This is a genomic window from Anaerosalibacter massiliensis (assembly GCF_024623155.1).
GTDB lineage: Bacteria > Bacillota > Clostridia > Tissierellales > Sporanaerobacteraceae > Anaerosalibacter > Anaerosalibacter massiliensis.
Window position 1 is genome coordinate 185,750 of sequence record NZ_JANJZL010000002.1, and the last position, 25,543, is coordinate 211,292.

Consider the following 25,543-nt stretch of genomic DNA (forward strand, 5'->3'; position numbering starts at 1 on the left):
GCAAAGGGTATAGCTGTAGTTTTTAAAAAACATATTTTATATAAACAAAAATAAATATAATAATTATTCATTAAAAATTTGAACAAAAGACTCTACATCAGGAGCTTCAATCAATTTTTTTACTGTTTGTTCATTTGAAAGCTTTATAGCAATATCTGATAATATTGATAAATGGTCTCCCTCTGCTCCAGCTATTCCAATCACTAAAAAAACCTTTTCAGAATTATATTCTATTCCTTTTCTAAAATGTAATATAACAATTCCAGATTCCTTAACAAATTTCTTTGATTCATTCGTACCATGGGGAATTGCTACACCATTCCCAATATAAGTTATATCTGTTTTTTCTTTTTCCAACATTCCTTGAATATAGGGTTCACTTACTAAACCAAGTTCTACGAGTTTTTCTCCAGATAATTGTATAGCCTCTTCTTTACTCATACTAGGCAAATCGAAGGATACTATATTCTTTTCTATTAACATTATTCTACTACTCCTTTCTTGAGATCTTCTACTAACTTGTCATATTCTGGATCGTTTAAGAAGGATTCAACTGTCCTTATTTTTGCATTAGGAAGAGTTTTTTTAGCCCTTTCATATAAATTCTTATGACAGACAATTAAAACTACATCTTCAGGCACACTCTCTACTGCATAATTTTCTACTATTATATCAAGATTTGCTTCCTTTATTTTGTTTCTCAATATTCCAGCACCCATAGCACTTGAACCTATACCAGCATCACAAGCAAATACAATTTTATCTATGTCTTTGGTATAAATTTTCCCTTGCTTTTCATCTGAGCTAATACCTAACATTGACTCAATATCATTATTTAATGAAGTATCTTCATTATCTGGCAATTCTTCTTTAGTATCAATCTTTAAGAAGAAAGATGCTAAGAAAAATGATCCTAAGATTCCTGCTATTATTCCAAGCATAACCTGTATAAATCCACCTTTAGGAAGCATAACTAAGAAAGAGATAATACTCCCTGGATGAGGATATCCTGCCAAACCAGCATTTACTATATTCCAAACAAGAGCTTGAGCAACTCCTCCCGCTATTACAGCTAAAAACATAACTGGTTTCATCAGAACATATGGGAAGTATACTTCATGTATTCCTCCTATAAACTCAATTAGCAAAGCAGATGGAGCTGATTTTTTACTATTACCTTTTCCAAATAAAGAATAAGCTAACAAAATTCCACAGCCAGGAGCTGGACTAGAAACCAACATAAAGAATATCGTTTTCCCATGTTCAGCTATATCTTGTACACCTAATGGCACAAATATTCCTTGGTCAATAGCATTGTTTAAAAATATAACCTTTGCAGGCTCAATAATGACTGCTAATAAAGGTAATAATTTAGCCTTTATTATTAAGTTTATCCCAGAAGTTGCAAAATTTGTAGCTGCACTAATAGTAGGACCTATTATTAAAAATGATAATATAGCTAAAATCATCCCTAAAATTCCAATTGTAAAATTGCTTATCAACATTTCAAAGCCAGATTTAATCTTTCCTTGAAGAAATTTGTCAACTTGTTTAATTGCATATCCTCCCAAAGGCCCTAAAATCATAGCAGCCATAAACATAGGAATGTCTGAACCAACAATAGCACCCATAGTTGCTACAGCTCCAGCAACTCCACCTCTTTGATCATATACCATTTTACCTCCAGTAAAAGCAATTAATATTGGAAGTAAAAACCTTATCATTGGCTGTACCATACTACCTAACTGTTCATTTGGAAACCAACCAGTGGGAATAAAGAAAGCAGTAATTAATCCCCAAGCAATAAAAGCTCCAATATTAGGTATTACCATTCCAGCTAAAAATCCGCCAAATTTTTGTATTTTTACTTTCATATTCATATTTATATCCCTCCAATAAAACGATTTCATTATTTTAATAATAATATGGAGATTAAGACATAAAATCTCCACCATTTACATTTAATGCTTGCCCAGTTATATAGCTTGAATCATCACTTGCTAAATATACAACTAGCTTTGCAATATCTTCTACTGTCCCTAATCTTTTTGCTGGTATTTTCTCTCTAAAATAATCCATTACTTTATCTGGTTCAATATTTCTCTTTTTACCATAATCAGCAGTTTGTTTTTCCCACATTGGTGTGTTAACAACTCCTGGACATATTGAATTCACCCTAATTCCATTCTGAGCAAACTCTTTAGATAATGATTGAGTCAATCCAATAACTCCAAATTTACTTGCACAATATGCTTGATAATTATTTGTTCCTACTTTTCCTGATTGGGAAGACATATTTATTATACTGCCCCCTCCATTTTCAAGCATTTGTTTTATTGCCTCCTTGCAGCATAGAAACTGACCCTTTAAGTTAATATCCATAGTTAAATCCCATAATTCTTCAGTATGATTAAAAAAAGGAGTTATTATAGAAATACCTGCACTATTAACCCAAATATCAATTAAACCAAAAATTTCTTTTACTTTCTCGGTAACTAAATGTATATTTTCTGAATTTGTAACATCCAGTTTAAAATATTCTGCTACGCCACCATTATTTTTTATCTTAATAGCTACTTCTTCTGCACTTTTTTCATCTATGTCTGTTACAACTACTTTTGCACCCTCTTTTGCTAATTCAATAGAAATTCCTTCACCAATACCACTTCCTCCTCCAGTAACAACTGCAACTTTATTCTTTAGTCTCATAATAAATTCTCCTCCTTTAGATATAGTGACGTCGTGATGTCTTGATATAATTATATTATATTAATGATAATTGTCAAGTAGCAATTTTTTATTTTTATCTTATGATAATGTCATCTTATAAAATTAAATAAAGCCTTATATACAATAATTATGCATATAGGCTTTTCTATAAATTTGACTGATTATTGTTTATACTTTAAAACAGCACTAAATCTAGTTATATCTCCTCTATCCCTTGATATTGAAAACTCAAAAGGATATCCATCAGTATTATAAGTAATTGTTTTCACTAACTGTATAGCAGTGCCCTCTTTTATATTCAAAAGTTTAGCATCTTCTTTATTAACATTAATTGCTCTAAAAGTTTTCTTAGCATAGTCTATTCTTATATGATAATCTTCCTTTAAAATAGAAAAAAGTGAAACTGCTGAAAAATTGTATTTCTCTAAACCTGGTGCTATATCATAAGGAACAAATGTTGTAACTAAAATGGAAGGTTGTCTCTCAACAAATCTCAACCTAGTTAATTTATAAAATTTATTGTATTTATCACTATATATTTTTTTTAATTCGCTATTAATATTAACTATTTCTAAACCTAAAGCCTGTGTTTCAGTTTTTAACCCCTTTCTACCAACTTCATCTTCAAAACTACGTAGTTCTTCTAATTCCCATACACTGTATTTTGGTTTTGAAACAAAAGTTCCTATGCCCCTACGTATCTCAAGATATCCTTCTTGAACAAGAAGATCCACAGCTTGACGAACTGTTGTTCTGCTAATGCCGAATATTTCCATCAATTCTTTTTCAGAAGGGAGTCTATCATTAACCTTGTATTCTCCTTTTTGGATCCTATTTATTATTTCTTCTTTTAGCTGTGAATAAAGTGGGATAGGTCCATTTTTATCTAACTCATTATTTCTTTTTACTTTCATGAAATCACCTCAATATGGAAGATATTATGTCATCATTATATTTAGTAAATTAATCCATTAATTTTTATTCTACTAAATTAGCATGATATTGTCCAAATAAGTTAAAAATTAATAAAATCAAATTGTTTATATTATAATGCATACATTATCAATTATTATATCACATAATGTTTTTTAAAAATTGGTATAAATACTATTGTCTTTAAAACATATACGATGAAATTCAACACTAAATCATATTGAATTAAAAAAATAGCATATGAAATGCATTAATAATGGAATTTTTCAAGCCTATAAATTTACGAGACCACCAAGTTACTGTTTCTTTTTTCATACATATCTATTTTTAATAATACCTATTGAATATAAATTAATATAATGTAGTGTAAACTGGATGAGAATATAATCAGTATTAACCCTATATATACTAGTTTATAATTTATAAATAAGGATGTGAAAACATGGTCAATTCAGATAATTATCACCGTCCTTACTATGTTGATAAAGAACACGTTCCCGAATTTCTAGGTAGCACAAAGCTGGCAGAACAGGGTAAAGACCGTCATAATCATCAATTTGCAGGTGTTACAGGTGAAGCTATTCCAATAAAAGGTGACAGTAATACACATAGATTATTTACAAATACTGATTTCTTTGAAAATCACCACCATGAACTTTCAACCCAAACTAGTCTTGCCATTCCTGTAGGAGAAGGAAGACATATACACTTCGTTAGAGCAAGGACTACAGTTGATGATGGCCACTTCCATTTAGCTATATTTGCTACTTTAACTGAATACCCTTTATCCTAAAATTTATACAGGCAATTTATAAGGCATTTTGTCTTTTACTTAATCACTTCTAAAAAATTTATATTCACACTTTTCAACATATAACATAGCTTAGTATAGAGATCTAAATTACTTATTAGGAGGTGTAATTATGTCTGAAAATAAAAGCTGTGGATTATTAGGTGGCATTTTAGGTGATGACTGTGACAATAATTCAATACTTTTCTTCTTTTTGCTTTTAGTAGTCATATTCTGTAGTTGTGATCGTTGGTAAACTCTTTACTATATTCATTTAACTTAAACAATTAATTTAAAACTAACTTTCTTTAAAATTATATTAAGAAAGTTTAAACATGTAACATGAATTATTCCAAACTCCAACTTCATTAACAGGGGGTGTAACCATGGCTGATATGAATTATGAATATCCAATGCATCACGATAGGAAAAGAGATCGCTTCGATAACTCATTATTATTCTTCTTTTTACTATTAGTAGTTCTATTCTGTAATTGTGATCACCATTGTGATTGTTAGCTTAGTCAGGGTTAATCCCTGACTTTCTTATTATGCCAATTTAAATTAAACAATCTTTTAATATAATTAAAATTAACAAATTTTAAACATACAGCATAAATTATATTGAACTCCAAAATTTTTTTATATAATAAGGAGGTGTAACTATGGGTGATATAGCTTGTGATGATAGAAGAGGCAGAAGACGTAGAGATTGTGATTTTGACGATTCTTTACTTTTCTTCTTTTTATTACTTGTAGTAATATTCTGTAATTGTGATAAATGGTAGTAAATTAGAATACTAAGCCGAGGAACAATCCTCGGCTTTTTTTATTCTTAAAATGCCCCACCATTTTCAATTGATCTTTTTGTTTAAAACTGTGAAGTATAGATTTTTACTTATGATGTTTTATATGAAACCAAACCAATATTAAAATAGGGGTAAATATATCTACTCCTATTTTAATATTGATATTTTCCTAAGGATATAACAATTTTTGAACATCTTCTTCTATATTATCTAAATCTATGTAAGTTGTACCAGTATCTATTCTTTCTTTAACATCCTTTCCTTTTATAACATCATAGCCTACTTTAACTCCTAAATATCCCATATTGAGTAGATTTTGTACAACAAATCCCAATATAATTTTATCTTTCAAGAGTTTAATTTCTGCTTCTGAAGAATATTTTTTTAAAATATACTAGACAAAACATAAATATAGTAGTATAATAAGTATTGTTGTTTGGTCATGCACCTTTAGCTCAGATGGTAGAGCAACTGACTCTTAATCAGTGGGCCCAGGGTTCGAGTCCCTGAAGGTGCACCAAAGAAAAAACTTGTAATCATGATGATTACAAGTTTTTTTATTTATTTTTTATTTATTTAATTATTCTATTTTTTATAATTTGGTGCTACTTTACAAGTCATTTTCTCTTTATTTCAATATATTATTAAAAACATTAGTCATTAATAATATGCTAAACAAAACGTACCAGTAGCATACAAATAATTAGGATTTTAATTAATCCTGACTTGGTTTTTCATTTAAAAAGAATACAGATAAAGTTCCTGGACCGGAATGGGCACCTATTGCAGAACCTATAATATTTATGACAAAGTCTGTACAACCATATTGTTTTTCAATCATTTCTTTTAATTTCATTGCTCCCTCTATATCATCTCCATGGTTTATACCTATAGTTTGATTTTTAAGATCTGCGTGCCCACCACGTTCTTCCATTATCTCAATCATTCTTTTAAGTACTCTATTTCTACCTCTTACCTTTTCAACAGGACGCAGTGTACCGTCCTCTGGAATATCTAATATAGGCTTTATATTTAAAAGCCCTCCAACAACAGCCTGTGCTCTTGAAACCCTTCCTCCTCTAAATAAGTATTCCAAATTATCTACTGTAAAAATATGTTCAATATGTTTTACATAAAAATCTAATGTTTTAAGTATTTCTTCTTTTGATTTTCCGTCCTTAGCCATTTGAGCAGCTTTATATACTAATAACCCAAATCCAACAGAAGCAGATTTTGAATCTACAACATCTAAATCTAAGTTTGGATATTTTTCCTTCATTGCATTTCTAGTTATTACTGCACTTTGATATGTTCCAGATAATCCTGATGAAAAACAAACATATATGGTGCTTTCTCCACTCTTAGCTATTTCTTCAAACTTTTTTTCAAACATAGTAGGTGGTATCTGAGCAGTCTTATAAACTTCTCCATTTCTCATATCCTCATAAAGTTTCATTGGATCTAAAGTTTCACCATCTAAATACTCTTTTTCCTGTTTATTTACTATTATTGGTATAATATCAATATCATATCCATCTAAAATTTCTTTCGGTAAATCACAAGCACTATCTGATATGATTTTTACTGCCATTATAAAACCCCCATTTCTCATATTCAATTATAATATATTAATCTCTTCTATCTGAAACTCCCACGACTAAAGACTATGGGATTCTTAGGTACTATATAGACTTATATTTAATACCCTCACTATAATTAGACATATATACGACATATAAAATTATCTACTTTCCCTAAGACTTTCACTATCAAAGTATATTCTAATAAATTATTTTAATGATAACATAAGGCTCATTTCAAAACCTCTTTATATTATATCATATTAGCTATAATTGGGCTATCCATCCCACAACTTTAGCAGTAAGCTTTCCGCTTTTTTGTAAATCTTATAATTGAAAATATTAGTAATATCTTATTCTCCTTAAGAATAGATTATATTATGAATAGTTAGTTTTAAGGGGTGAACCTATGAAATTTTTCTTTGTTAGTAAAAAGTTTTTTTATTCTATTATTGGCATTATTGTTGCGATAATTTTATTCTTAATAATCCATTCTGCTGGATAATCGATTAAAATAAAGTATAAAAAAGAGCAGATTTAGCATTCTGCCCTTTTTTTATTCTGTCTTTCAAGATGACAATATTGATATATTAACTTGTCCAATTCCATGCTAAACCTAAGGACTTTATTTCTATCAATGCTTCCTATTACAAGTTCATTTAACTCCTGTCTTTTCACTTCAATTTCACTTTTTAAATCATTTAAATAAATTCTCTCATTCATTATCCCCATTCCCTCACTTTTTTTTATTTATAAAAATACGGCATCCTTTTTTGCTAAAAACTTAATCGGCACTTTTAAGTATTATTATATCATACATTACATAAATTGGAAGCCTTTTTTGTATATTTTTGAGATTAAAATAATATTTGTTCCATCTTTTTTACATTATAACAATATTAAATAAAAAATCCAGACCGAAATAAAGCGTTTATCCTCAATAAACTTATTTTCCTAATATAATTACTTAAGATTCCTTTAATTTATTCATTTTTAAACTTATTAGAGAATATTTTTATTTAGTTTAAACTGCAATTTTTTTCCTTTTTCTAATAATATAATCTAATAAAGTTATGACACCAGTAAATAAAATTCTGAAATAGTAGGATATAGCTCTCCAAAGTAATAATGCATATGCTATTAATTTAGGAGTAAATAAAGGCTTAAATAATAAATAATAACCACCTTCTGAAGCTCCTGCTGTACCTGGAGTTGGAATATATGAAGCTGCCATATAAACTAAAGATTGTATGGCTATTATATCTATGAAACTAGCCTCTGTTAAACCTAGTGCTAAATATACAAAATAGGTTATACTAAAATAAAAAGTTAATTGTATAGATGTCAGTGCAATCAATACTATAGTGCTTTTTTTATTTTCTCTAATTTTCTCCACACTTTGCATATATTCTTCCATAGATTTATCTAACCTACATACATATTTTTGCATATCTTTCATAATACCTATTTTATTTAAGAATTTGTAAAAATATAAAACCATAGGCTTTATCCATTCTGGCTTATAAAATAATAAAATAATTCCAGCTAGTACTAAGAGATTTAATATAAAACCTATTATAACAAAAGGAACTGCAGCCTTTGCATCATTAAATATAAAATTCAACTTCAATATAAACATAATTAATGAATAAAGTGTAACAGTCATTTGATATATTATAAATTTATTAAATAGTATTAATGATCCTTTAGGCACCGATATATCATCTTTAGACATTAAGTATACCTGGACTGGCTGCCCCCCTGTTGAAAAAGGAGTTATAGCACTATAATATTGACCTATAATAGCTATTTTCAGTGATTTAAAATAATTAATGCTACCATGAACTGTTTTAGTTATAATATTTAAAATCATTCCATCAAAAATCCAATCTCCTAACATCATACTTAAAGCTATAATCAAGTATTTTGTATTAGTATTTACCAATAATTCAGGTAAATCCTTTAAGCCTTCACTAGTTAATATAACTATTAATGTTATCATTGTAATTAACGCTACAGATATATAATTTATTTTTTTATTTTCCATATATTTCACGACCTTCTAAAAACGGAATAATAGTTACTATACTAGTATAATACTTTTTTTAGAAGAGTAAAGTTTTTTTCATATCCAAAGTTTTTTATCTCCGTCAATATATTCTTTTACTTCCTTGAAATAACTAACTTCATATTAATAATCATAGTATTAGATAAATATTTTGAATACCTTTATAATATGCTTATTCTTCTAGCTTTTTAAGGTTCTTCAAAACTATATCTCTTTTAATTTTAAAAAGATTGGTACTTTCTTTTTCAATAGATTCTCTCATATCTTGAAGGGATAGAGTTAATTTTTCTAAATTTTTTAATTTTTTTTCATCATTATTTAATTTTTGTTTAATACCATTTAGATATGCTTCTCCTTGAGTAATAGATTCTATAGATTTTTCTTTTTCCCCATTATTCCCTAATATATAAGCTTTATAAACATAGTGTTTTATTCGACTTATATCCCCTTTTACTTCATCTTTATATATATCAAAAAATGGAGATATATGAAGGAATACTTCACTTCCTTTTGCTATAATATTAAAATTATCTCTATTTTCAATAGACAGTGTGAAATTATTCAAACTTTCTTCAAACTTCTCAATACTCTTGGTATTACCTATTTTTTTCATTCCTTCTATTTCATAGGCATTCCAATCATTATGTGTTTTTTCAATGTTTTTATCTATGCCTTCCCATAGTTTCTTCAATTTTTCTTCCTTAGATTCCTTTTTCTTATTGCTTGTATTTTTTGATTTAGATTCTTTTTCACTTTTATCTTTTTCATCAGCATTTTTCTCTTCTTCCTCATCTTCAGTAGGAACTTTCTCTATTTTTTCTATATCTCCTAAAATGAGATTCACATTTTCATATACTCTATTTAAGTTTTGTGGTGCTCTTTCCTTTTTCTCATAGGATGTAGATTTCTTCTCTGGTTTTTTCCCGCAAGATGAAAACAATAAAGATAATAATAATAAAAATAATAGTATATTAGTTTTCTTTTTCAATTTCACCACCTCAATTTTATTATGTCCAGAGGTAGCAATATTATGTTATAGTATTGGTGAAAGTAATCTTGAAATGGATTCTTTAACTTTTATAGCAAAAGAACGCTTTTTGTATTCATCTATTGTTATTTCTTTACAACTTTCTAAGTCTTTAATAAATTGTTCTGATATTTCGTTATTTACTTTCTCATCATATATGAATGCATTGACTTCAAAATTGAGCTTAAAACTTCTAATATCTAAATTTGCTGTTCCTACTGAAGATAGTATGTCATCCATTAGGACTACCTTACTATGAATAAAGCCATTTTCATAAGTATAAAATCTAACTCCTGATTGCAATAATTCACCTATATAGGACAGGCTTGCCCAGTATACAAATGGATGATCTGGTTTAGAAGGTATTATGACTCTTACATCAACTCCAGAAAGTCCTGCCACTCTTAAAGCCTCCAGTATACTATCATCAGGTATAAAATAAGGAGTTTGAATATATACTTTCTTCCTAGCATTTATTATCATTTTAAAATAGCCATCTTTTATACTAGTCCATTTTGAATCAGGTCCCGATGATACTATTTGTACTCCAGTTTTTCCACTTGTGCACTTTGGAATAAAATAGTTTTCCATATTCTCTATTTCTTCATTAGCTGCAAATCTCCAGTCTAATAAAAATCTCCACTCAAGTCCATATATGGCACTGCCTTTAATCTTACAATGAGTATCACGCCAGTATCCAAATCTTTCAGATTTTCCTATATATTCATCTCCAATATTAAATCCACCAACATAAGCCTCTTTTCCATCTATAATACATATCTTTCTATGGTTCCTATAATTGATTCTAATACTTAAAATTGGTGAAAAAGGTGGAAAAAAGCAAGCTACTTCTCCTCCAGCTTCAATTAATTCTCTAAAAAAATTTCTAGGCAGACTCCTACCTCCCATACCATCATATAATAATTTTACTTCTACCCCATTTTTAGCTTTATCTATTAAGGCATCCATTATTTCATTTCCTAAATTATCATCTCTAATAATATAATATTCTATATGTATATACTTCTTACTTCTATGTATACTATTTAAAAGTGCATTAAATTTATCTTTACCAGAAAAGTAAAGTTTTACTTCATTGTCTTGGGTAAAAACAGAATCAGTACTCATTAAATGAAATTGGATAATATCCTTATATTCCTTTATTCTAGGTTCATTAAAGTCCAGTTTTTCTTTCTCAATATTTTCTTCTTGAATAGCTGCTAAATTTTTAAAGAATCTATCTTCTTCCTCTTTTATTTTAAATATCTTTTTCTTTCTTAAGTCTTGACCTATGAATAAATACAATAAGAACCCAATACCAGGAAGGAAAAATAAAATCATAAGCCAAAGCCAAGTTGTAGTAGGATTTCTTCTTTCAAAAAATACTAAGAGTATAGCAAATAAAATATTAAGTAAAAGTATATTTTGTAAAATCCACTTGAAAATTCTTAATATATAAGTCATACAATCACCTACAAAATAAAATTTCATTATATAAATATCTTACATTGCTAAAAAGGAGCAATTTAATGCTCCTTTTTACTTCCTTTTCTTTGACTTGTATCTCTTTGTAGTATCTAATATGCTTTTCCTAATTCTAAGATTTTCTGGTGTAATTTCTATAAGCTCATCATCCTCAATAAATTCTAAAGCTTCTTCTAAAGACATTATCTTTGGAGGAGATAGCCTTAAAGCTTCATCTGAACCTGAAGCTCTTACATTACTTTGTTGTTTTTTCTTACAAACATTAACTTCAATATCATTTCCTTTTGGATTTGACCCTACTACCATTCCTTCATATACCTTTGTACCTGGTGTTATAAAAAGTATTCCTCTCTCTTGAGCTGAATGGAGTCCATAGGATACTGCTTCTCCCTTTTCAAAGGATATTAAAGAACCTTGAGATCTAGTAGGTATACTTCCTTTATAAGGTTCATAGTCACTAAATTCTGTATTTAAAATACCATTTCCCTTTGTATCTGTCATAAATTCAGATCTATATCCTATAAGTCCTCTAGCCGGAATGGAAAATACTAGTCTAGAATATCCTCCATTAGCTGCAGTCATATGGGTTAGCTCACCTTTTCTCTTCCCAAGCTTTTCAATAACTACTCCTGTAAATTCTTCTGGTACATCTATCGTTACTATCTCCATAGGTTCATATTTCTTCCCATTAATATATTTATACAAAACTTCAGGTTTTGACACTTGAAATTCATATCCTTCTCTTCTCATAGTTTCAATTAAAACAGAAAGGTGGAGTTCGCCTCTACCAGAAACTTTAAAAGCATCTGTTGAATCTGTTTCTTCTACTCTCAAACTAACATCTGTTTGTATTTCTTTATATAGTCTATTTCTTAAATGCCTTGAAGTAAGATATTTACCTTCTTGTCCTGCAAATGGACTATCATTTACAGAAAAAGTCATAGCTATAGTAGGTTCTGAAATTTTTACAAAAGGTAAAGACTCTGGATGATCTACATCACATATAGTATCTCCTATATGAATACCTTCCACTCCTGTTACAGCAATAATACTTCCTACCTTTGCTTCTTCTACATTTACTCTATCTAATCCTTCAAATTCGTATATTTTAGTTATTCTTATTTTTTTTGCTTCTCCTTGTCTTTCGCTATTTACTATTACTGCATCTTGATTTAATTTAATAGTTCCTCTTTCTATTTTTCCAATACCTATTCTTCCTACATATTCGCTATAGTCAATAGTGGATATTAGAACTTGTAGAGGGCCTTCTTCATCGCCTTCTGGAGCTGGTATATAATTAACAATCATTTCAAATAAATCTTTCATATCTTCCTTAGGTTTATCAAGGTCAGAAGTTGCAATACCTTGTTTAGCTGAGGCAAATATGAAGGGACATTCTAACTGTTCATCATTAGCACCTAAGTCTATGAATAGCTCTAATACTTCATCTATTACTTCTTTTGGTCTAGCTCCTGGCCTATCAATTTTATTGATACATACTATAACTGGTAGCTCTAATTCAAAAGCTTTTTTTAAAACAAATTTTGTTTGTGGCATCGGTCCTTCAAAAGCGTCTACAAGTAGTACTACTCCATTTACCATCTTTAAAACTCTCTCTACCTCTCCTCCAAAATCCGCATGTCCTGGAGTATCTACTATATTTATCTTTGTATCATTATAATGTATAGCTGTGTTCTTAGAAAGTATGGTTATACCTCTTTCTCTTTCAATATCTTTAGAGTCCATTATTCTATCTTTTATTAGTTCATTTTCTCTAAATATACCACTTTGTCTTAAAAGTGCATCTACTAATGTAGTCTTTCCATGGTCTACATGAGCAACAATAGCAACATTTCTTATATGATCTATTCTTCTTTTCATTTTTAATCCCACTTCCTATTTTCAAAGATAATATTTAGTCATTATTTGACAAAATAATTGTATCACAAAAATGACAAAAATCAATTAAATAACGGAGATATTCTCTCCGCTACTATAAGAATCCACCACCTTAAATATTATAACACAATTTAATACTTTTATTTAACATATTATCTTTTACTTAGCAATTGGATAAATTTAAAAGTTTATTTTACATATTTCCCCATTAAAAAACTTTAAAAACCACTCCCTGATTTTGAAAAAAGTTACATCATTATATAATTATATATATTTAACTGAAACTATTTTGTTTTCTCTAACATAAAGTTCATCACTTAAGCCATCTACAATAACAAGACCTCTACCACTGCATTTTAAATCCAGAGGATCATAATTCCTTAAATCATATTCAAAACCCTCACCTTCGTCAGTTACTTCAATCCTAATTGAATCTTCAATAACTTCTATACAGAGGTTGACAGATTTTTCTCGATCATATGCATTACCATGAATAGCCCCATTTGCTACTAATTCATTGAGAATAAGTTTAACTTCAAACATAGTTGATTCATCATCAATAATCCTATTTAATTTTTCTAAAACATCTTCTACAAAATCTTTAATCACATGTAAATCGCTACAAACTGAACCATCAAACTTAAAGGACAATTAAATCACATCCATCTATTAAAATTTTTATGATATTATATTATTCAACTAGTAGTATAATACCCATTAATATCTAATTTAATCTAAAGCTTGAATACTATATTTATTTTATTATAATATAGATATAATAGTTTAAATTTAAAATTATTTGGGTAACATTGATTATGACTACATAATGAAAGGAGAATGCATTATGGACAAATATGTATGTGTACCATGTGGTTATGTTTACGATCCAGAGGTTGGCGACCCAGACAATGGTATAGAACCAGGAACAGCTTTTGAAGACCTACCAGAAGATTGGGTATGTCCAGTATGTGGAGCAACTAAGGATTTATTTGAAAATGAAGAATAATAGTTTAAAAAGCAGCAACCCTTAGGGTTGCTGCTTTTTATTAACTTCAAGTATTTCTTCAATAACTTTCCATACTTCATCTTTATTTGTCCTTTTCTGTGCAGAAAAAGGAACAATAAGTTTTTTATTTTCTACCCCTAATTTGTTTTGAATGATATTTTTATGTTTTTCCCATTGACCTCTAGAAATTTTATCTGCTTTAGTAGCTACTACTATGCCATTAAATCCATAATATTTTATCCACTCATACATTGATTTATCATGTTCACCTGGCTCATGACGAATATCTATAACATGAATTACTTCAATTAAATTCTTCCTATAATGTAAATACTCTTCAATCATATCTGCCCATTTTTTTTGTTCTTTTTTAGAAACTCTTGCATATCCATATCCGGGCAAATCTACAAATCTAAATTCTTTATTTATATTATAAAAATTTATAGTTTGAGTTTTACCTGGCCTACTACTAGTTCTTGCTAAAGCCTTCCTATTGACTAATGTATTTATTAATGATGATTTTCCTACATTAGATTTCCCTGCAAAAGCAATTTCAAACAAATTATCCTTAGGATACTTTTCTTTATTTACAGCAATAGTTTGTAATTCAGCACTAGTTATTTTCATTTTCATCACCTTTTTTAACTAATGCATGTTCAAGAACTTCATCCATTTTCTTTACAAATACAAATTCTATTTTTCTTCTTACTTTAGATGGAATTTCCTCTAAATCTTTTTTATTTTCCCAAGGAAGAATTATCTTTTTAATTCCAGCTCTATGTGCCGCCAATACCTTCTCTTTAATTCCACCTACTGGTAAAACTCTTCCCCTCAACGTTATTTCTCCTGTCATAGCCACATCTTTATTTATAGGTTTATTGGTTAATGATGAAATAACTGCTGTAGCCATAGTAATCCCTGCTGAAGGTCCATCTTTAGGAATAGCTCCTTCAGGCACATGAATATGAATATCCATTTCTTTATAGAATTTTTCTTCTACTTTTAAATCTTCAGAAATAGATCTTATATAAGATATTCCTGCCATAGCAGATTCTTTCATTACATCCCCAAGCTGGCCTGTAAGCTGCAATTTACCTGTACCTTTCATAGAATTAACCTCTATAGATAGAGTATCTCCTCCAACAGTAGTCCAAGCAAGACCTGTAGCTACTCCTATTTCATTATCTTTGCCAACTGTTTCATATCTATATTTTACTCCCCCTAAGTATTTATCTAAATTACCTACATTCACCCTAACTGTTTCTACATCTTCTTCTACAATTCTTTTTGCAGCTTTTCTACAAATATTGGCAATATTTCTTTCTAACTCCCTTACTCCTGCCTCTCTTGTATAATGATTTATTGTATCTTTTATAGCTTCTTCCGAAAGTTTTAAATTTTCTTCAGTTAGACCATGTTCTTCTAGTTGTTTTGGTAAAAGATGATTTAATCCTATTTGAAGTTTTTCCTCTTCTGTATATCCTGAGATTCTTATTACTTCCATTCTGTCTAATAATGGCCTAGGAATTGTAGCTGTTGTATTAGCTGTAGTTATAAAAAACACTTTGGATAAATCAAATGGTGCTTCTAAAAAATGGTCTGTAAATGTACTATTTTGTTCTGGATCCAATACTTCTAATAACGCACTTGCTGGATCTCCTCTAAAATCACTATTTAATTTATCTATTTCATCAAATAAGAATACTGGATTTTTAGAACCTGCTTTTTTTATAGAACTTATTATTCTACCTGGCAATGCCCCTACATAAGTCCTTCTATGACCTCTTATTTCTGCTTCATCTCTCATGCCCCCTAAAGACATTCTAACAAAATTTCTATTTAGAGATTTTGCAATTGATTTTGCAATTGAAGTTTTTCCAACTCCTGGTGGTCCTACTAGGCATAGAATAGGTCCTTTCATATTTTTTGTAAGCTTTCTAATAGCTATATATTCTAGTATTCTTTCCTTTACGTCATATAATCCATAATGATCATTATTTAATATTTCTCTTGACTTTTTTAAATTCACTTTATCCTTAGTTTCTTTATCCCAAGGTAATTCTACTATCCAATCTAAATATGTTCTTATAACACCTATTTCTGCTGAATGAGGAGATAATTTATTAAGTCTTTCTACTTCCTTCAATGCCTTTTCTTTTACCTCTTTAGGCATTTTTATCTTTTTTATTTTTCTTTTATATTCTTCTATTTCTTCCATTACTTCGTCTTCTTCTCCCAATTCACTTTGTATAGCCTTCATTTGTTCTCTCAAATAATATTCCTTTTGAACTTTTGTAATTTGCTTTTTTACTCTTTCATTGATTTGCTCTTCTATTTTAAGTATCTCAACCTCTTTTTGCAATATACCATGAAGTATTTCTAATCTTTCATAGAAATTAAAAGCTTCCAATATCTTTTGATTTTCTTCTTCTTTAAGATATATATAAGAGGCTATAACATCTGCCATTCTACCAGGATCTTCTATTTCTGATACTGTTAAAATTAGATCTGGAGATACTCTATTGCTAAGAGCTATATATTCTTCAAAATCTCTTAGAACCAACCTCATTGATGCTTCTATTTTTTTATCCCTTTCTACTTCTTCAGATTCGTATATTAATTCTTCAATCTCTACTTCTAAATAAGGTTCTTCCTTATTTACTTCTACTATTTTCCCTCTATTTAATCCTTCTACTAGTACTCTAATACTACCTCCTGGAAGCTTTAGCATTTGTTTTATTTTTGCTACAGTACCAATATGATAAAAATCTTCTAATTCTGGCTCATCTACCATAGCATCCTTTTGTGAGCATAAAAATATTAAAGAGTCTCCTACCATAGATTCTTCTAATGCATTTATAGATTTCTCTCTCCCTACGTCAAAATGTATTACCATATAGGGGAAAACTGACATACCTCTAAGAGGGATGAGAGGAATATCTTTCCTAACTACTTTATATTGCTCTATATTCATACTGTCACTCCTTTAGTCTATAATCATCTTAAAGTATTTTCAAATTTAACTCCTTTAATTAAATAGTATACCATTTACTTATATTATCAGAAAACTGAAAAATAGTGAAGTAAAAAAAAAGACTCACTTTTTTTGTGAGCCTTTTTCTATGATGCTGTTTCTCTTTTGTTAGATTTCTTAGTTTTATTTTTTTTATTAATCTCTGAATATATTATATTAGGTTCAGCTTTATTTGTTATAGTACCCTTTGTAATAATACATTTCTCTATATCATCTCTAGATGGAATATCATACATAATATCTAACATAGATTCTTCTATTATACTTCTAAGTCCTCTAGCTCCTGTTTTTCTATCAATGGCTTTCTGTGCAATTGCTTCTAATGCATCATCTTCAAATTCAAGTTCTACTCCATCTATTGCAAATAACTCTTTATATTGCTTTACCAATGCATTTTTAGGTTCTGTTAAGATTCTTACAAAAGCTTCTTTGTCAAGTTCTTCTAAAGTAACTATAACTGGCAGTCTTCCTACAAATTCAGGTATTAAACCATATTTTAACAAATCTTCTGGTTGGATTTCCTTTAGAAGATCTCCAATTTGTAATTTTTCTTTACTTTGGATATCTGCCCCAAAGCCCATAGAACTTTTTCCAGTTCTATTCTCTATAATCTTATCTAAACCATCAAATGCTCCTCCTACAATAAATAGTATATTGGTAGTATCCACTTGAATAAATTCTTGATGTGGATGTTTTCTACCACCCTGTGGCGGAACATTAGCAATAGTACCTTCTAATATTTTTAGTAGTGCTTGTTGCACTCCTTCTCCACTCACATCTCTAGTAATTGATGGATTTTCTGTTTTTCTTGCTATTTTATCTATCTCATCTATATATACTATACCTTTTTCAGCTCTTTCAATATCATAATCAGCTGCTTGGATTAATTTCAATATAATATTTTCTACGTCTTCACCTACATATCCTGCTTCAGTTAAAGATGTAGCATCAGCAATAGCAAATGGAACATTTAATATTTTAGCTAAAGTTTGAGCAAGTAATGTCTTTCCTGAACCTGTAGGTCCAATCATAACTATATTACTTTTTTGCAACTCTATATCATTATTTTTAGAGCTTCTCTTATTTATTCTTTTGTAATGATTATATACTGCCACAGCTAAAGCCTTTTTTGCTCTATTTTGCTTTATAACGTAGTCATCAAGTGTATCATTTATATTAGCAGGTTTTGGCAATTCCTCCACTTCATATTCAAAACTATCTTCAAATTCTTCTTCTATTATTTCTCGGCACAATTCTATACACTCATCACATATATAGACATTGGGACCTGCTATAAGCCTTCTTACTTGATCTTGAGGTTTTCCGCAAAAAGAACATCTAAGCTGCTTTTCATCAAATCTTGCCATTGTGACACCTCACTTAAAGTTATTTTCTAAATTAAAATACCTCATCTATTATACCATACTTTTTAGCTTCTTCAGCAGACATAAAGAAATCCCTATCTGTATCCCTAGCAATTTTTTCATATGGTTGACCTGTTCTTTCACTTAATATAGTATTTATTTGTTTCCTAGTTTTTATTATTCTTTCTGCATGAATTCTAATATCTTCTGCTTGACCTTGTGTACCGCCTAATGGTTGATGTATCATTATCTCAGCATTTGGTAATGCAAATCTTTTACCTTTTTTACCTGCAGCAAGTAAAAATGCCCCCATGCTAGCAGCCATTCCTACACATATTGTTGAAACATCAGGTTTTATATACTGCATTGTATCATATATAGCAAATCCTGAGGTTATTGAGCCTCCAGGACTATTTATATAAAGTTGAATATCTTTATCTGGATCTTCTCCTTCTAAAAATAAAAGTTGTGCAACTATTAAATTTGCTGTCACACTATTAACTTCTTCACCAAGAAATATAATTCTTTCTTTTAATAATCTTGAGTAGATATCGTAAGATCTCTCTCCTCTATTGGTTTGCTCTACTACTACTGGTACTAAAGCCATTCCATATCCCTCCTAAATCTCTTTAACTAAACTTGGCATTTGCCATTAAAAATTCAATAGTCTTATCTCTAATTATACCCGTCTTAATGTATTCTAAATCTCCCTTTTTCATGTCTTCTTTGAATTTTTCTACATCTTCACTTTGATATTGTTCAGCCATTTTTTCTAGTTCTTTATCTACATCTTCATCAGATGCTTCTATTTTTTCAATCTTTGATATTTCTTCTAATACTAATTCAGTTCTAACTCTCTTTTCTGCTTCTGGTTTCATTTGTTCCTTAAAACCTTCTAAATCAGTATTTGTTAATTCAAAATATTGTTCCATTGAAAGACCCTGCATTCTTAAACTATAGTCAAATTGACCCATTTCATTTTCAATTTGATTTTCTATCATTACTTCTGGAAGATCTATTTCTGCTTCTTCTAATATCTTATCAATTAATTTTACTTCTTGTTCAACTTTTTCCTTATTTTTCATTTCTTTTTCAAGCTTTTCTTTTATACTATTTTTAAATTCATCTAGTGTGTCAAATTCACTAACATCTTTCGCAAATTCATCATCTAGTTCTGGCAACTCTTTTTCTTTTATATCATTAATAGTTACTTTAAATATTGCTTCTTTTCCTTTTAAACTTTCTTCAAAGTAGTCTTCAGGAAAATTAACTTTTACTTCTACTTCTTCCTCTTTTTTCTTTCCTATAAGTTGTTCTTCAAATCCAGGTATAAATTTTTCTGAACCAATTTCTAATTGTTGATCTTCTGCAGTACCACCTTCAAACTGCTCTCCATCTACATATCCTTCAAAATTAATATTTAAGATATCTCCATCTTTTACTTCTCTATCAGAAACATCTATAAGTCTTGCATTCTTTTCTTGAATGTTGTTTAATTCCTTTTCTACATCTTCATCTGTAACATTATACTCTACTTTTTCAACTTCTATACTCTTATATTCTCCTAATTTCACTTCAGGCTTGATAGTTACTTCAATTTTAAATACTACTGGTTTTCCTTTTTCAAGTTCTTCAATATCCACTACTGGTTGTTCAACAGGTTCTAACTCCAATTCTTCAATAGCATTTTCATAAGCTTCTGGTAAAATGCCATTTAATGCTTCTTCATAAAAAATGCCTTCTCCATAATTCATTTCTATTATTTTTCTTGGAGCTTTTCCCTTTCTAAATCCTGGAATGTTAAATCTACTTCTGTTTCTTAAGTAAGTTTTTTGAATTGCCTCTTCAAATTTATCTTCACCTATCTCTACTGTAAAGGTAACTTTATTGTTTTCTTTTTTTTCTAAAACAGAGTTCATCGTTTTTTTGCCTCCTTAAATTTCTTTTTTTATTTATTTTCATAATTCTTAAATTACTGGGGTATATCATCAAAATTATACCATAAAAAATATGTATATCCAACATTTCTATTGTCTCTTGTAAACATATATTTATTGATAAAATATTAAAAAAACCAATGGCATAACCACTGGTTTAATTGGTGCGGGAAAGAGGACTTGAACCCCCACGTCAATGACACTAGATCCTAAGTCTAGCGCGTCTGCCAATTCCGCCATTCCCGCGTATAAGTGTTTTTTAAACTCACCATATTATTATACCATGTTATAGCCTATTGTCAATATTTTTTTATTATTTTTTTAATCAATTAAAATATTCTTCCAAGCCCCCTTCTTATACTTAATAGTCATTAAAGTAGCCTCTACTAAATATTGAATATTAGTAGCTACCCAAATATAAATAATGGGTAATTTAAATACAAATACTATTAGAAAAATTAAAGGCAATCTGACTAAAAAATTAGTTACTAAAGATATTCTAAAAGGTCCTTTTGTATCTCCAGCACCTTTTAATGCTCCAGACAATGTCATGCCTATTGCAGTTGGAATTTGTTCAAAAGCTCCAATTCTTAGACATTTTGAAGCTAAAAATACTGTTTCTTTATCAGAACTGAACAACCTCATTATAGGATAAGGAATTGCAAAAAACAATATACCTACTATTCCCATAAGCAATATAGCATAATATATAGAAGCATTTACACTTTTTTCTGCCTTTTCTACATCTTTAGAACCTAAGTTTTGTCCCACTAGTGTAGTAGCAGCTATAGCAAATCCATATCCTGGCATAAAAGATATAGACTCAGCAGCTACAGTAATAGAATTGCTAGCATAAGATAGCGTACCAAGTTGAGCAATCCAAAAAGAAGATACTAATCTACTTCCTTCATTCATAAAAACCTCTAGTATAGCTGGAAAACTTAAATTAACTAGACTATTAAGTATTTCTCTATTGAACTTAAATAATCCTTTAACCTTTACTCGAATATAATTATTAGTTTTAAATAGATAATAAAATGTAATAATTGCTCCTACTATCTGCCCAAAGGCTGTAGCTATTGCAGCTCCCTTTGTTTCCATCCTTGGAAAACCAAATTTTCCAAATATAAGCACATAGTCTCCTACTATATTGAAAATATTTGCCATGCCCGCTGAAATCATAGGGACATAAGTATTTCCTGCACCTCTTAAAATAGAATTTCCTATCATTGTTGGTATAAGAAAAAATGCACCAATAAATACTATTCTTAAATATTCTGTTCCTAGTTTCATTACCTTTGGGTCATCAACTAAACCATGAAATATGTTATCTGAAAGAATAATACCTATACTTCCAACTACCAGACTGATTATAATACCTAGACTAAGTGCTTGAACTGCTATATTTTCTGCTCTTTCACTATTCATAGCTCCAATATTTCTAGAAACCATAGCTGTTGTTCCTACACCCAATGCTCCTAATATATTGCTGACAGTAAACATTATTTGTGCCCCTAAGGTAACTGAAGATATTGCTTCGGGAGTAAGCCTTCCAACCATACCTGTATCAAAAGTCCATACTAATGTATGAAGTAACATTTCAAATATTGCCGGCAATGCTAGTGAAAATATTTCTTTATTCATTTTTTTGTCCTGGAAAACAGCCATTAACCCACCTCACTTACTAAACTAATCTAGAGTATTATATCAAATTAAAAAAAGAGCTGCAATAGCCTTTGCAACTCTTTATTGTGAAAGTATATTTGTTCAATACTAAATTTATCTCAAAAAGAATCTTGTAAATAAAAATGTGACTAATGCAAATAGTCCTATTCCTACAAACAATATAGGAAGTAATATTTGAAATGCCGCAATAATCATAGCTAAAATATCCTTATTAGTAAATTTTAAAGGATCTTCTTTGTTCTTTTTTTCTATAGACTTTTTTAGCCTTTTTTCTCTTTCTTCAACAGACTTCTTATTTCGCAAAGTGGCACGCCACAAAATGCTCTCCTCCTAAGTCTCTAAATTCTGGCACTTGTTCCTTACATATATCTTTAGCATATCTACAACGAGTATGGAACTTGCAACCAGATGGTGGATTTGCAGGACTTGGAATATCTCCTTTTAATAAAATCCTATTTATCTTTTTAGTTGGATCTGGTATAGGAATAGCTGAAAGAAGTGCTTGTGTATAGGGATGTTTAGGATTATCAAATAGTGCGTTTTTTTCAGACAATTCTACTAAATTCCCTAGATACATAACACCTATTCTATGGCTTATATATTTAACTACTCCTAAATCGTGGGAAATAAATAAATAAGATATTCCCCGTTCTTTTTGCAAATCTGTCAATAAATTTATAACCTGTGATTGTATAGACACATCTAGAGCAGATACGGGCTCGTCAGCAACTATAAAAGATGGATTTAAAGCAAGAGCTCTAGCAATACCTATACGTTGACGTTGTCCTCCTGAAAACTCATGAGGATATCTATTCATATGGTATTTTGCTAAACCACATCTAGTTATAACTTCTGTTATATATTCGTCTAACTCTTTTCCTTTCTTGTAAAGTTTATGTTCTATTAAAGCTTCACCTACTATCTGGGATACTGTCATTCTTGGGTTCAAAGAGCTATATGGATCTTGGAAAACTATTTGCATTTCTCTTCTTAGCTTTAGCATTTCATCCTTTGGAGCATTTAATACATCCTTATCTTTATATTTTACACTACCCTCTGTAGGATCTAAAAGTTTTAATATAGTTCTACCAGTTGTAGACTTTCCACAGCCAGATTCGCCAACAAGACCCAATGTCTCTCCTGCCTTTAGCTTGAAAGATATTCCATCTACCGCCTTTACATCTCCAACCTTTCTTCTAAAAGCTCCCTTATATATAGGAAAGTGCTTTTTTAAGTTTTTGACCTCTAATATTGCTTCACTCATTATCTACCCACCTCCTCTGCTCTAAAACAGCTAACCTTATGTCCTGATGCTATCTCCCTTAGTTCAGGTTGTCCATTCCTACATTCATCTGTAGCAAATTTACACCTTGGATGGAAATAACAGCCTTTTGGAAGGTATAGAGGATTTGGAACTGCTCCTTTAATACTTTCCAATCTCTTTCCTTCTCCAATTAATGAAGGTATAGAATTCATAAGTCCTATTGTATAAGGATGTCTTGGGTTTTTAAACAATTCTTCTACTGGTGCATCTTCTACCACTTTTCCTGAATACATAACTATTACATGATCAGACATTTCTGCAACAACTCCAAGATCGTGAGTTATAAGCATAATAGATGTATTCAATTTATTTTTCAATTCATTCATAAGCTCTAATATTTGGGCTTGAATAGTAACATCTAAAGCTGTTGTAGGTTCGTCAGCTATTAAAAGTTTAGGCTGACAAGATAGCGCCATAGCTATCATAACTCTCTGTCTCATACCTCCAGATAATTGATGTGGATATTCATCTACTATTTTATCTGCCCTAGGTATACCAACAAGCTTTATCATTTGAATAGCCTTTTTCCTAGCTTCTTCTTCACTTAATTTTTGATGAAGAATCAATGCCTCCATTATTTGATCTCCTACAGTAAATACAGGGTTTAATGAAGTCATAGGTTCTTGGAAAATCATAGAAATGTCATTTCCGCGAATATGCCTTATCTCTTCATCTGAAACTTTAGTCAAATCTTTTCCATTGAAAAATATTTCGCCATTTACAATTTTTCCAGGAGGGTCAGGTATAAGGCGTAGTATAGACATAGCTGTTATACTCTTGCCACAACCGGATTCTCCCACAATACCTATAGTCTTTCCAGACTCTACCGAAAAGTTAACACCATCTACAGCTTTAACAATTCCATCATCAGTATAAAAATACGTCTTTAAATCTTTTACTTCTAACAGCTTATCCATATTTCTATCCTCCTATCATTTAGACTTAGGGTCTATAGCATCACGCAATCCATCACCAAGTAAATTTATACTCATTACCGCTAAAAATATACATACTCCTGGTGGCAACCATAGCCACATACGATTTCTAAGTATATAAACCTCTCTAGCATTTTGTATTAAATTACCCCAAGTCGGAGTTGGTGGAGTAACACCAAGACCAAGGAAAGATAGTCCTGATTCACTCATTATAGCTCCTGCCATTCCTAATGTAGCACTTACTATAATATATCCTACTGTATTAGGAATTAAATGTCTTAATATAATCTTACTATCTCTTATACCTAATGCTCTAGCTGCTTGCACAAATTCCTGTTCCCTTAGTGAAAGAATTTGTCCTCTTACCATTCTAGCCAAACCTGGCCAACTTAAAAATCCAATAATCATCATTACAATGTACATTCTCCGTTGAGGCTCTACCTTAGTACCTATAACGGCAGAAATAGTAATAGCTAATGGCAGAAATGGAAAAGACATGACTATTTCTGAAAATCTCATAAGAATATTATCTACCCAACCACCGTAGTATCCTGCCAATCCGCCTATTAAAGCACCTATAATAATCTCTATAATAACGGCAAAAAGTCCTACCTTCATAGAAACTCTTCCACCATATAATATTCTAGTTAAATAATCTCTTCCAACTTCATCAGTTCCTAGCCAATGCTCTTTTGAAGGTGGTTCATTAATTTTAGAATAATCCATTTCATATGGATCATAAGGTGTTAAAATTGGAGCAAGTAATGCAGATAAAATCATAATTATTAATATAATAAGCCCTACTATTGAAACTTTATTTTTCTTAAACTTTCTAACAAACATCTTCCAAGGTGATAATATTTCCTGTTCAGCTTCATTATTATTCATATTAACTGGCTTTTTTTCAATTTCTAAATTCTTCTCAGTCACTTGTTCT

27 protein-coding genes and 2 tRNA genes are annotated in these 25,543 nt (G+C 29.9%); 6 read left to right on the forward strand and 23 right to left on the reverse strand.

What is annotated here, in order from left to right; translation table 11 throughout:
- Nucleotides 1–63: 63 nt before the first annotated feature.
- From NSA23_RS03885 to NSA23_RS03900, 4 genes are all read right to left on the reverse strand, one after another.
- Nucleotides 64–483, reverse strand: a complete 420-nt coding sequence (locus NSA23_RS03885; RefSeq protein ID WP_042680020.1) for a PTS mannitol transporter subunit IIA — start codon at nt 481–483, stop codon at nt 64–66.
- On the reverse strand, nt 483–1,880 hold the full coding sequence (locus NSA23_RS03890) for a PTS mannitol transporter subunit IIBC (protein ID WP_257490215.1): 1,398 nt from the start codon (nt 1,878–1,880) through the stop codon (nt 483–485). The genes NSA23_RS03885 and NSA23_RS03890 overlap by 1 nt, the downstream gene beginning before the upstream one ends.
- 52 nt (nt 1,881–1,932) lie before the next feature.
- Nucleotides 1,933–2,709 carry an SDR family NAD(P)-dependent oxidoreductase gene (locus NSA23_RS03895; protein ID WP_257490216.1) on the reverse strand — a complete coding sequence of 259 codons (777 nt, stop codon included), beginning with the start codon at nt 2,707–2,709 and terminating at the stop codon, nt 1,933–1,935.
- Nucleotides 2,710–2,891: 182 nt separating this feature from the next.
- Nucleotides 2,892–3,644, reverse strand: coding sequence for a GntR family transcriptional regulator (locus NSA23_RS03900; protein ID WP_257490217.1), 753 nt, complete (start codon nt 3,642–3,644; stop codon nt 2,892–2,894).
- A 461-nt stretch (nt 3,645–4,105) separates the two neighbouring features.
- On the opposite strand from NSA23_RS03900, the gene NSA23_RS03905 reads away from it, so the two are divergent.
- The 4 genes from NSA23_RS03905 to NSA23_RS03920 all read left to right on the forward strand — a co-directional run bounded on the left by NSA23_RS03905 (nt 4,106) and on the right by NSA23_RS03920 (nt 5,240).
- Nucleotides 4,106–4,456: a YmaF family protein gene (locus NSA23_RS03905; RefSeq protein ID WP_257490218.1), complete on the forward strand. Its 351-nt coding sequence runs from the start codon at nt 4,106–4,108 to the stop codon at nt 4,454–4,456.
- A 130-nt stretch (nt 4,457–4,586) separates the two neighbouring features.
- Entirely contained in the window at nt 4,587–4,709 is a 123-nt protein-coding gene (locus tag NSA23_RS03910; protein WP_257490219.1) for a hypothetical protein, read from the forward strand.
- A gap of 130 nt (nt 4,710–4,839) precedes the next feature.
- Nucleotides 4,840–4,971: a hypothetical protein gene (locus tag NSA23_RS03915; protein WP_257490220.1), complete on the forward strand. Its 132-nt coding sequence runs from the start codon at nt 4,840–4,842 to the stop codon at nt 4,969–4,971.
- Nucleotides 4,972–5,117: 146 nt separating this feature from the next.
- Nucleotides 5,118–5,240, forward strand: coding sequence for a hypothetical protein (locus NSA23_RS03920; protein ID WP_257490221.1), 123 nt, complete (start codon nt 5,118–5,120; stop codon nt 5,238–5,240).
- Nucleotides 5,241–5,430: 190 nt separating this feature from the next.
- Here the strand turns inward: NSA23_RS03920 and NSA23_RS03925 are convergent, their stop codons facing one another.
- The gene (locus NSA23_RS03925; protein WP_257490222.1) at nt 5,431–5,613 is read right to left on the reverse strand and encodes a hypothetical protein; all 183 of its coding nucleotides are present in this window, start codon (nt 5,611–5,613) and stop codon (nt 5,431–5,433) included.
- A gap of 92 nt (nt 5,614–5,705) precedes the next feature.
- Between NSA23_RS03925 and NSA23_RS03930 the strand changes: the two genes are divergently transcribed.
- Nucleotides 5,706–5,781 (forward strand) — tRNA-Lys (locus tag NSA23_RS03930).
- A gap of 195 nt (nt 5,782–5,976) precedes the next feature.
- On the opposite strand, the gene NSA23_RS03935 is transcribed toward NSA23_RS03930, so the two are convergent.
- The 7 genes from NSA23_RS03935 to NSA23_RS03965 all read right to left on the reverse strand — a co-directional run bounded on the left by NSA23_RS03935 (nt 5,977) and on the right by NSA23_RS03965 (nt 13,971).
- A complete protein-coding gene (locus NSA23_RS03935; protein ID WP_257490223.1) occupies nt 5,977–6,852 on the reverse strand; it encodes a DegV family protein in 876 nt (291 codons plus the stop codon).
- A 526-nt stretch (nt 6,853–7,378) separates the two neighbouring features.
- Nucleotides 7,379–7,564, reverse strand: a complete 186-nt coding sequence (locus NSA23_RS03940) for an aspartyl-phosphate phosphatase Spo0E family protein (protein WP_042680009.1) — start codon at nt 7,562–7,564, stop codon at nt 7,379–7,381.
- A 301-nt stretch (nt 7,565–7,865) separates the two neighbouring features.
- A complete protein-coding gene (locus tag NSA23_RS03945; RefSeq protein ID WP_257490224.1) occupies nt 7,866–8,888 on the reverse strand; it encodes a lysylphosphatidylglycerol synthase transmembrane domain-containing protein in 1,023 nt (340 codons plus the stop codon).
- Nucleotides 8,889–9,081: 193 nt separating this feature from the next.
- Nucleotides 9,082–9,897: a hypothetical protein gene (locus NSA23_RS03950; protein ID WP_042680003.1), complete on the reverse strand. Its 816-nt coding sequence runs from the start codon at nt 9,895–9,897 to the stop codon at nt 9,082–9,084.
- 45 nt (nt 9,898–9,942) lie between these two features.
- The gene (cls, locus tag NSA23_RS03955) at nt 9,943–11,400 is read right to left on the reverse strand and encodes a cardiolipin synthase (protein WP_042680001.1); all 1,458 of its coding nucleotides are present in this window, start codon (nt 11,398–11,400) and stop codon (nt 9,943–9,945) included.
- 75 nt (nt 11,401–11,475) lie between these two features.
- Complete coding sequence (gene typA, locus NSA23_RS03960; RefSeq protein WP_257490225.1) at nt 11,476–13,302, reverse strand: translational GTPase TypA; 1,827 nt, start codon at nt 13,300–13,302, stop codon at nt 11,476–11,478.
- Nucleotides 13,303–13,584: 282 nt separating this feature from the next.
- Nucleotides 13,585–13,971, reverse strand: coding sequence for an ATP-binding protein (locus tag NSA23_RS03965; RefSeq protein WP_042679997.1), 387 nt, complete (start codon nt 13,969–13,971; stop codon nt 13,585–13,587).
- A 193-nt stretch (nt 13,972–14,164) separates the two neighbouring features.
- Here NSA23_RS03965 and rd point away from each other — a divergent pair, with 193 nt between their 5' ends.
- Nucleotides 14,165–14,326: a rubredoxin gene (gene rd, locus NSA23_RS03970; protein WP_257490226.1), complete on the forward strand. Its 162-nt coding sequence runs from the start codon at nt 14,165–14,167 to the stop codon at nt 14,324–14,326.
- 21 nt (nt 14,327–14,347) lie between these two features.
- Here the strand turns inward: rd and yihA are convergent, their stop codons facing one another.
- From yihA to opp4C, 11 genes are all read right to left on the reverse strand, one after another.
- On the reverse strand, nt 14,348–14,953 hold the full coding sequence (gene yihA / locus NSA23_RS03975) for a ribosome biogenesis GTP-binding protein YihA/YsxC (RefSeq protein WP_042679994.1): 606 nt from the start codon (nt 14,951–14,953) through the stop codon (nt 14,348–14,350).
- Nucleotides 14,940–17,300, reverse strand: coding sequence for an endopeptidase La (lon, locus tag NSA23_RS03980; RefSeq protein ID WP_042679992.1), 2,361 nt, complete (start codon nt 17,298–17,300; stop codon nt 14,940–14,942). The genes yihA and lon overlap by 14 nt, the downstream gene beginning before the upstream one ends.
- Nucleotides 17,301–17,446: 146 nt before the next feature.
- On the reverse strand, nt 17,447–18,727 hold the full coding sequence (gene clpX / locus NSA23_RS03985) for an ATP-dependent Clp protease ATP-binding subunit ClpX (protein ID WP_042679990.1): 1,281 nt from the start codon (nt 18,725–18,727) through the stop codon (nt 17,447–17,449).
- A gap of 31 nt (nt 18,728–18,758) precedes the next feature.
- Nucleotides 18,759–19,331 carry an ATP-dependent Clp endopeptidase proteolytic subunit ClpP gene (clpP, locus tag NSA23_RS03990; protein ID WP_042679988.1) on the reverse strand — a complete coding sequence of 191 codons (573 nt, stop codon included), beginning with the start codon at nt 19,329–19,331 and terminating at the stop codon, nt 18,759–18,761.
- Between the two features lie 22 nt (nt 19,332–19,353).
- Nucleotides 19,354–20,643 carry a trigger factor gene (gene tig, locus NSA23_RS03995; protein ID WP_257490227.1) on the reverse strand — a complete coding sequence of 430 codons (1,290 nt, stop codon included), beginning with the start codon at nt 20,641–20,643 and terminating at the stop codon, nt 19,354–19,356.
- Between the two features lie 180 nt (nt 20,644–20,823).
- Nucleotides 20,824–20,907: transfer RNA gene (locus tag NSA23_RS04000), tRNA-Leu, on the reverse strand.
- 75 nt (nt 20,908–20,982) lie between these two features.
- Nucleotides 20,983–22,329, reverse strand: a complete 1,347-nt coding sequence (locus NSA23_RS04005) for an MATE family efflux transporter (protein ID WP_257490228.1) — start codon at nt 22,327–22,329, stop codon at nt 20,983–20,985.
- Between the two features lie 111 nt (nt 22,330–22,440).
- Nucleotides 22,441–22,665, reverse strand: coding sequence for a hypothetical protein (locus NSA23_RS04010; protein WP_257490229.1), 225 nt, complete (start codon nt 22,663–22,665; stop codon nt 22,441–22,443).
- On the reverse strand, nt 22,640–23,611 hold the full coding sequence (locus tag NSA23_RS04015) for an ABC transporter ATP-binding protein (protein ID WP_042679980.1): 972 nt from the start codon (nt 23,609–23,611) through the stop codon (nt 22,640–22,642). Before NSA23_RS04015 ends, NSA23_RS04010 begins: the two co-directional genes overlap by 26 nt.
- Nucleotides 23,611–24,588, reverse strand: coding sequence for an ABC transporter ATP-binding protein (locus tag NSA23_RS04020; RefSeq protein ID WP_042679978.1), 978 nt, complete (start codon nt 24,586–24,588; stop codon nt 23,611–23,613). The genes NSA23_RS04015 and NSA23_RS04020 overlap by 1 nt, the downstream gene beginning before the upstream one ends.
- 15 nt (nt 24,589–24,603) lie before the next feature.
- Entirely contained in the window at nt 24,604–25,536 is a 933-nt protein-coding gene (gene opp4C, locus NSA23_RS04025) for an oligopeptide ABC transporter permease (RefSeq protein ID WP_222704738.1), read from the reverse strand.
- Nucleotides 25,537–25,543: the final 7 nt, after the last annotated feature.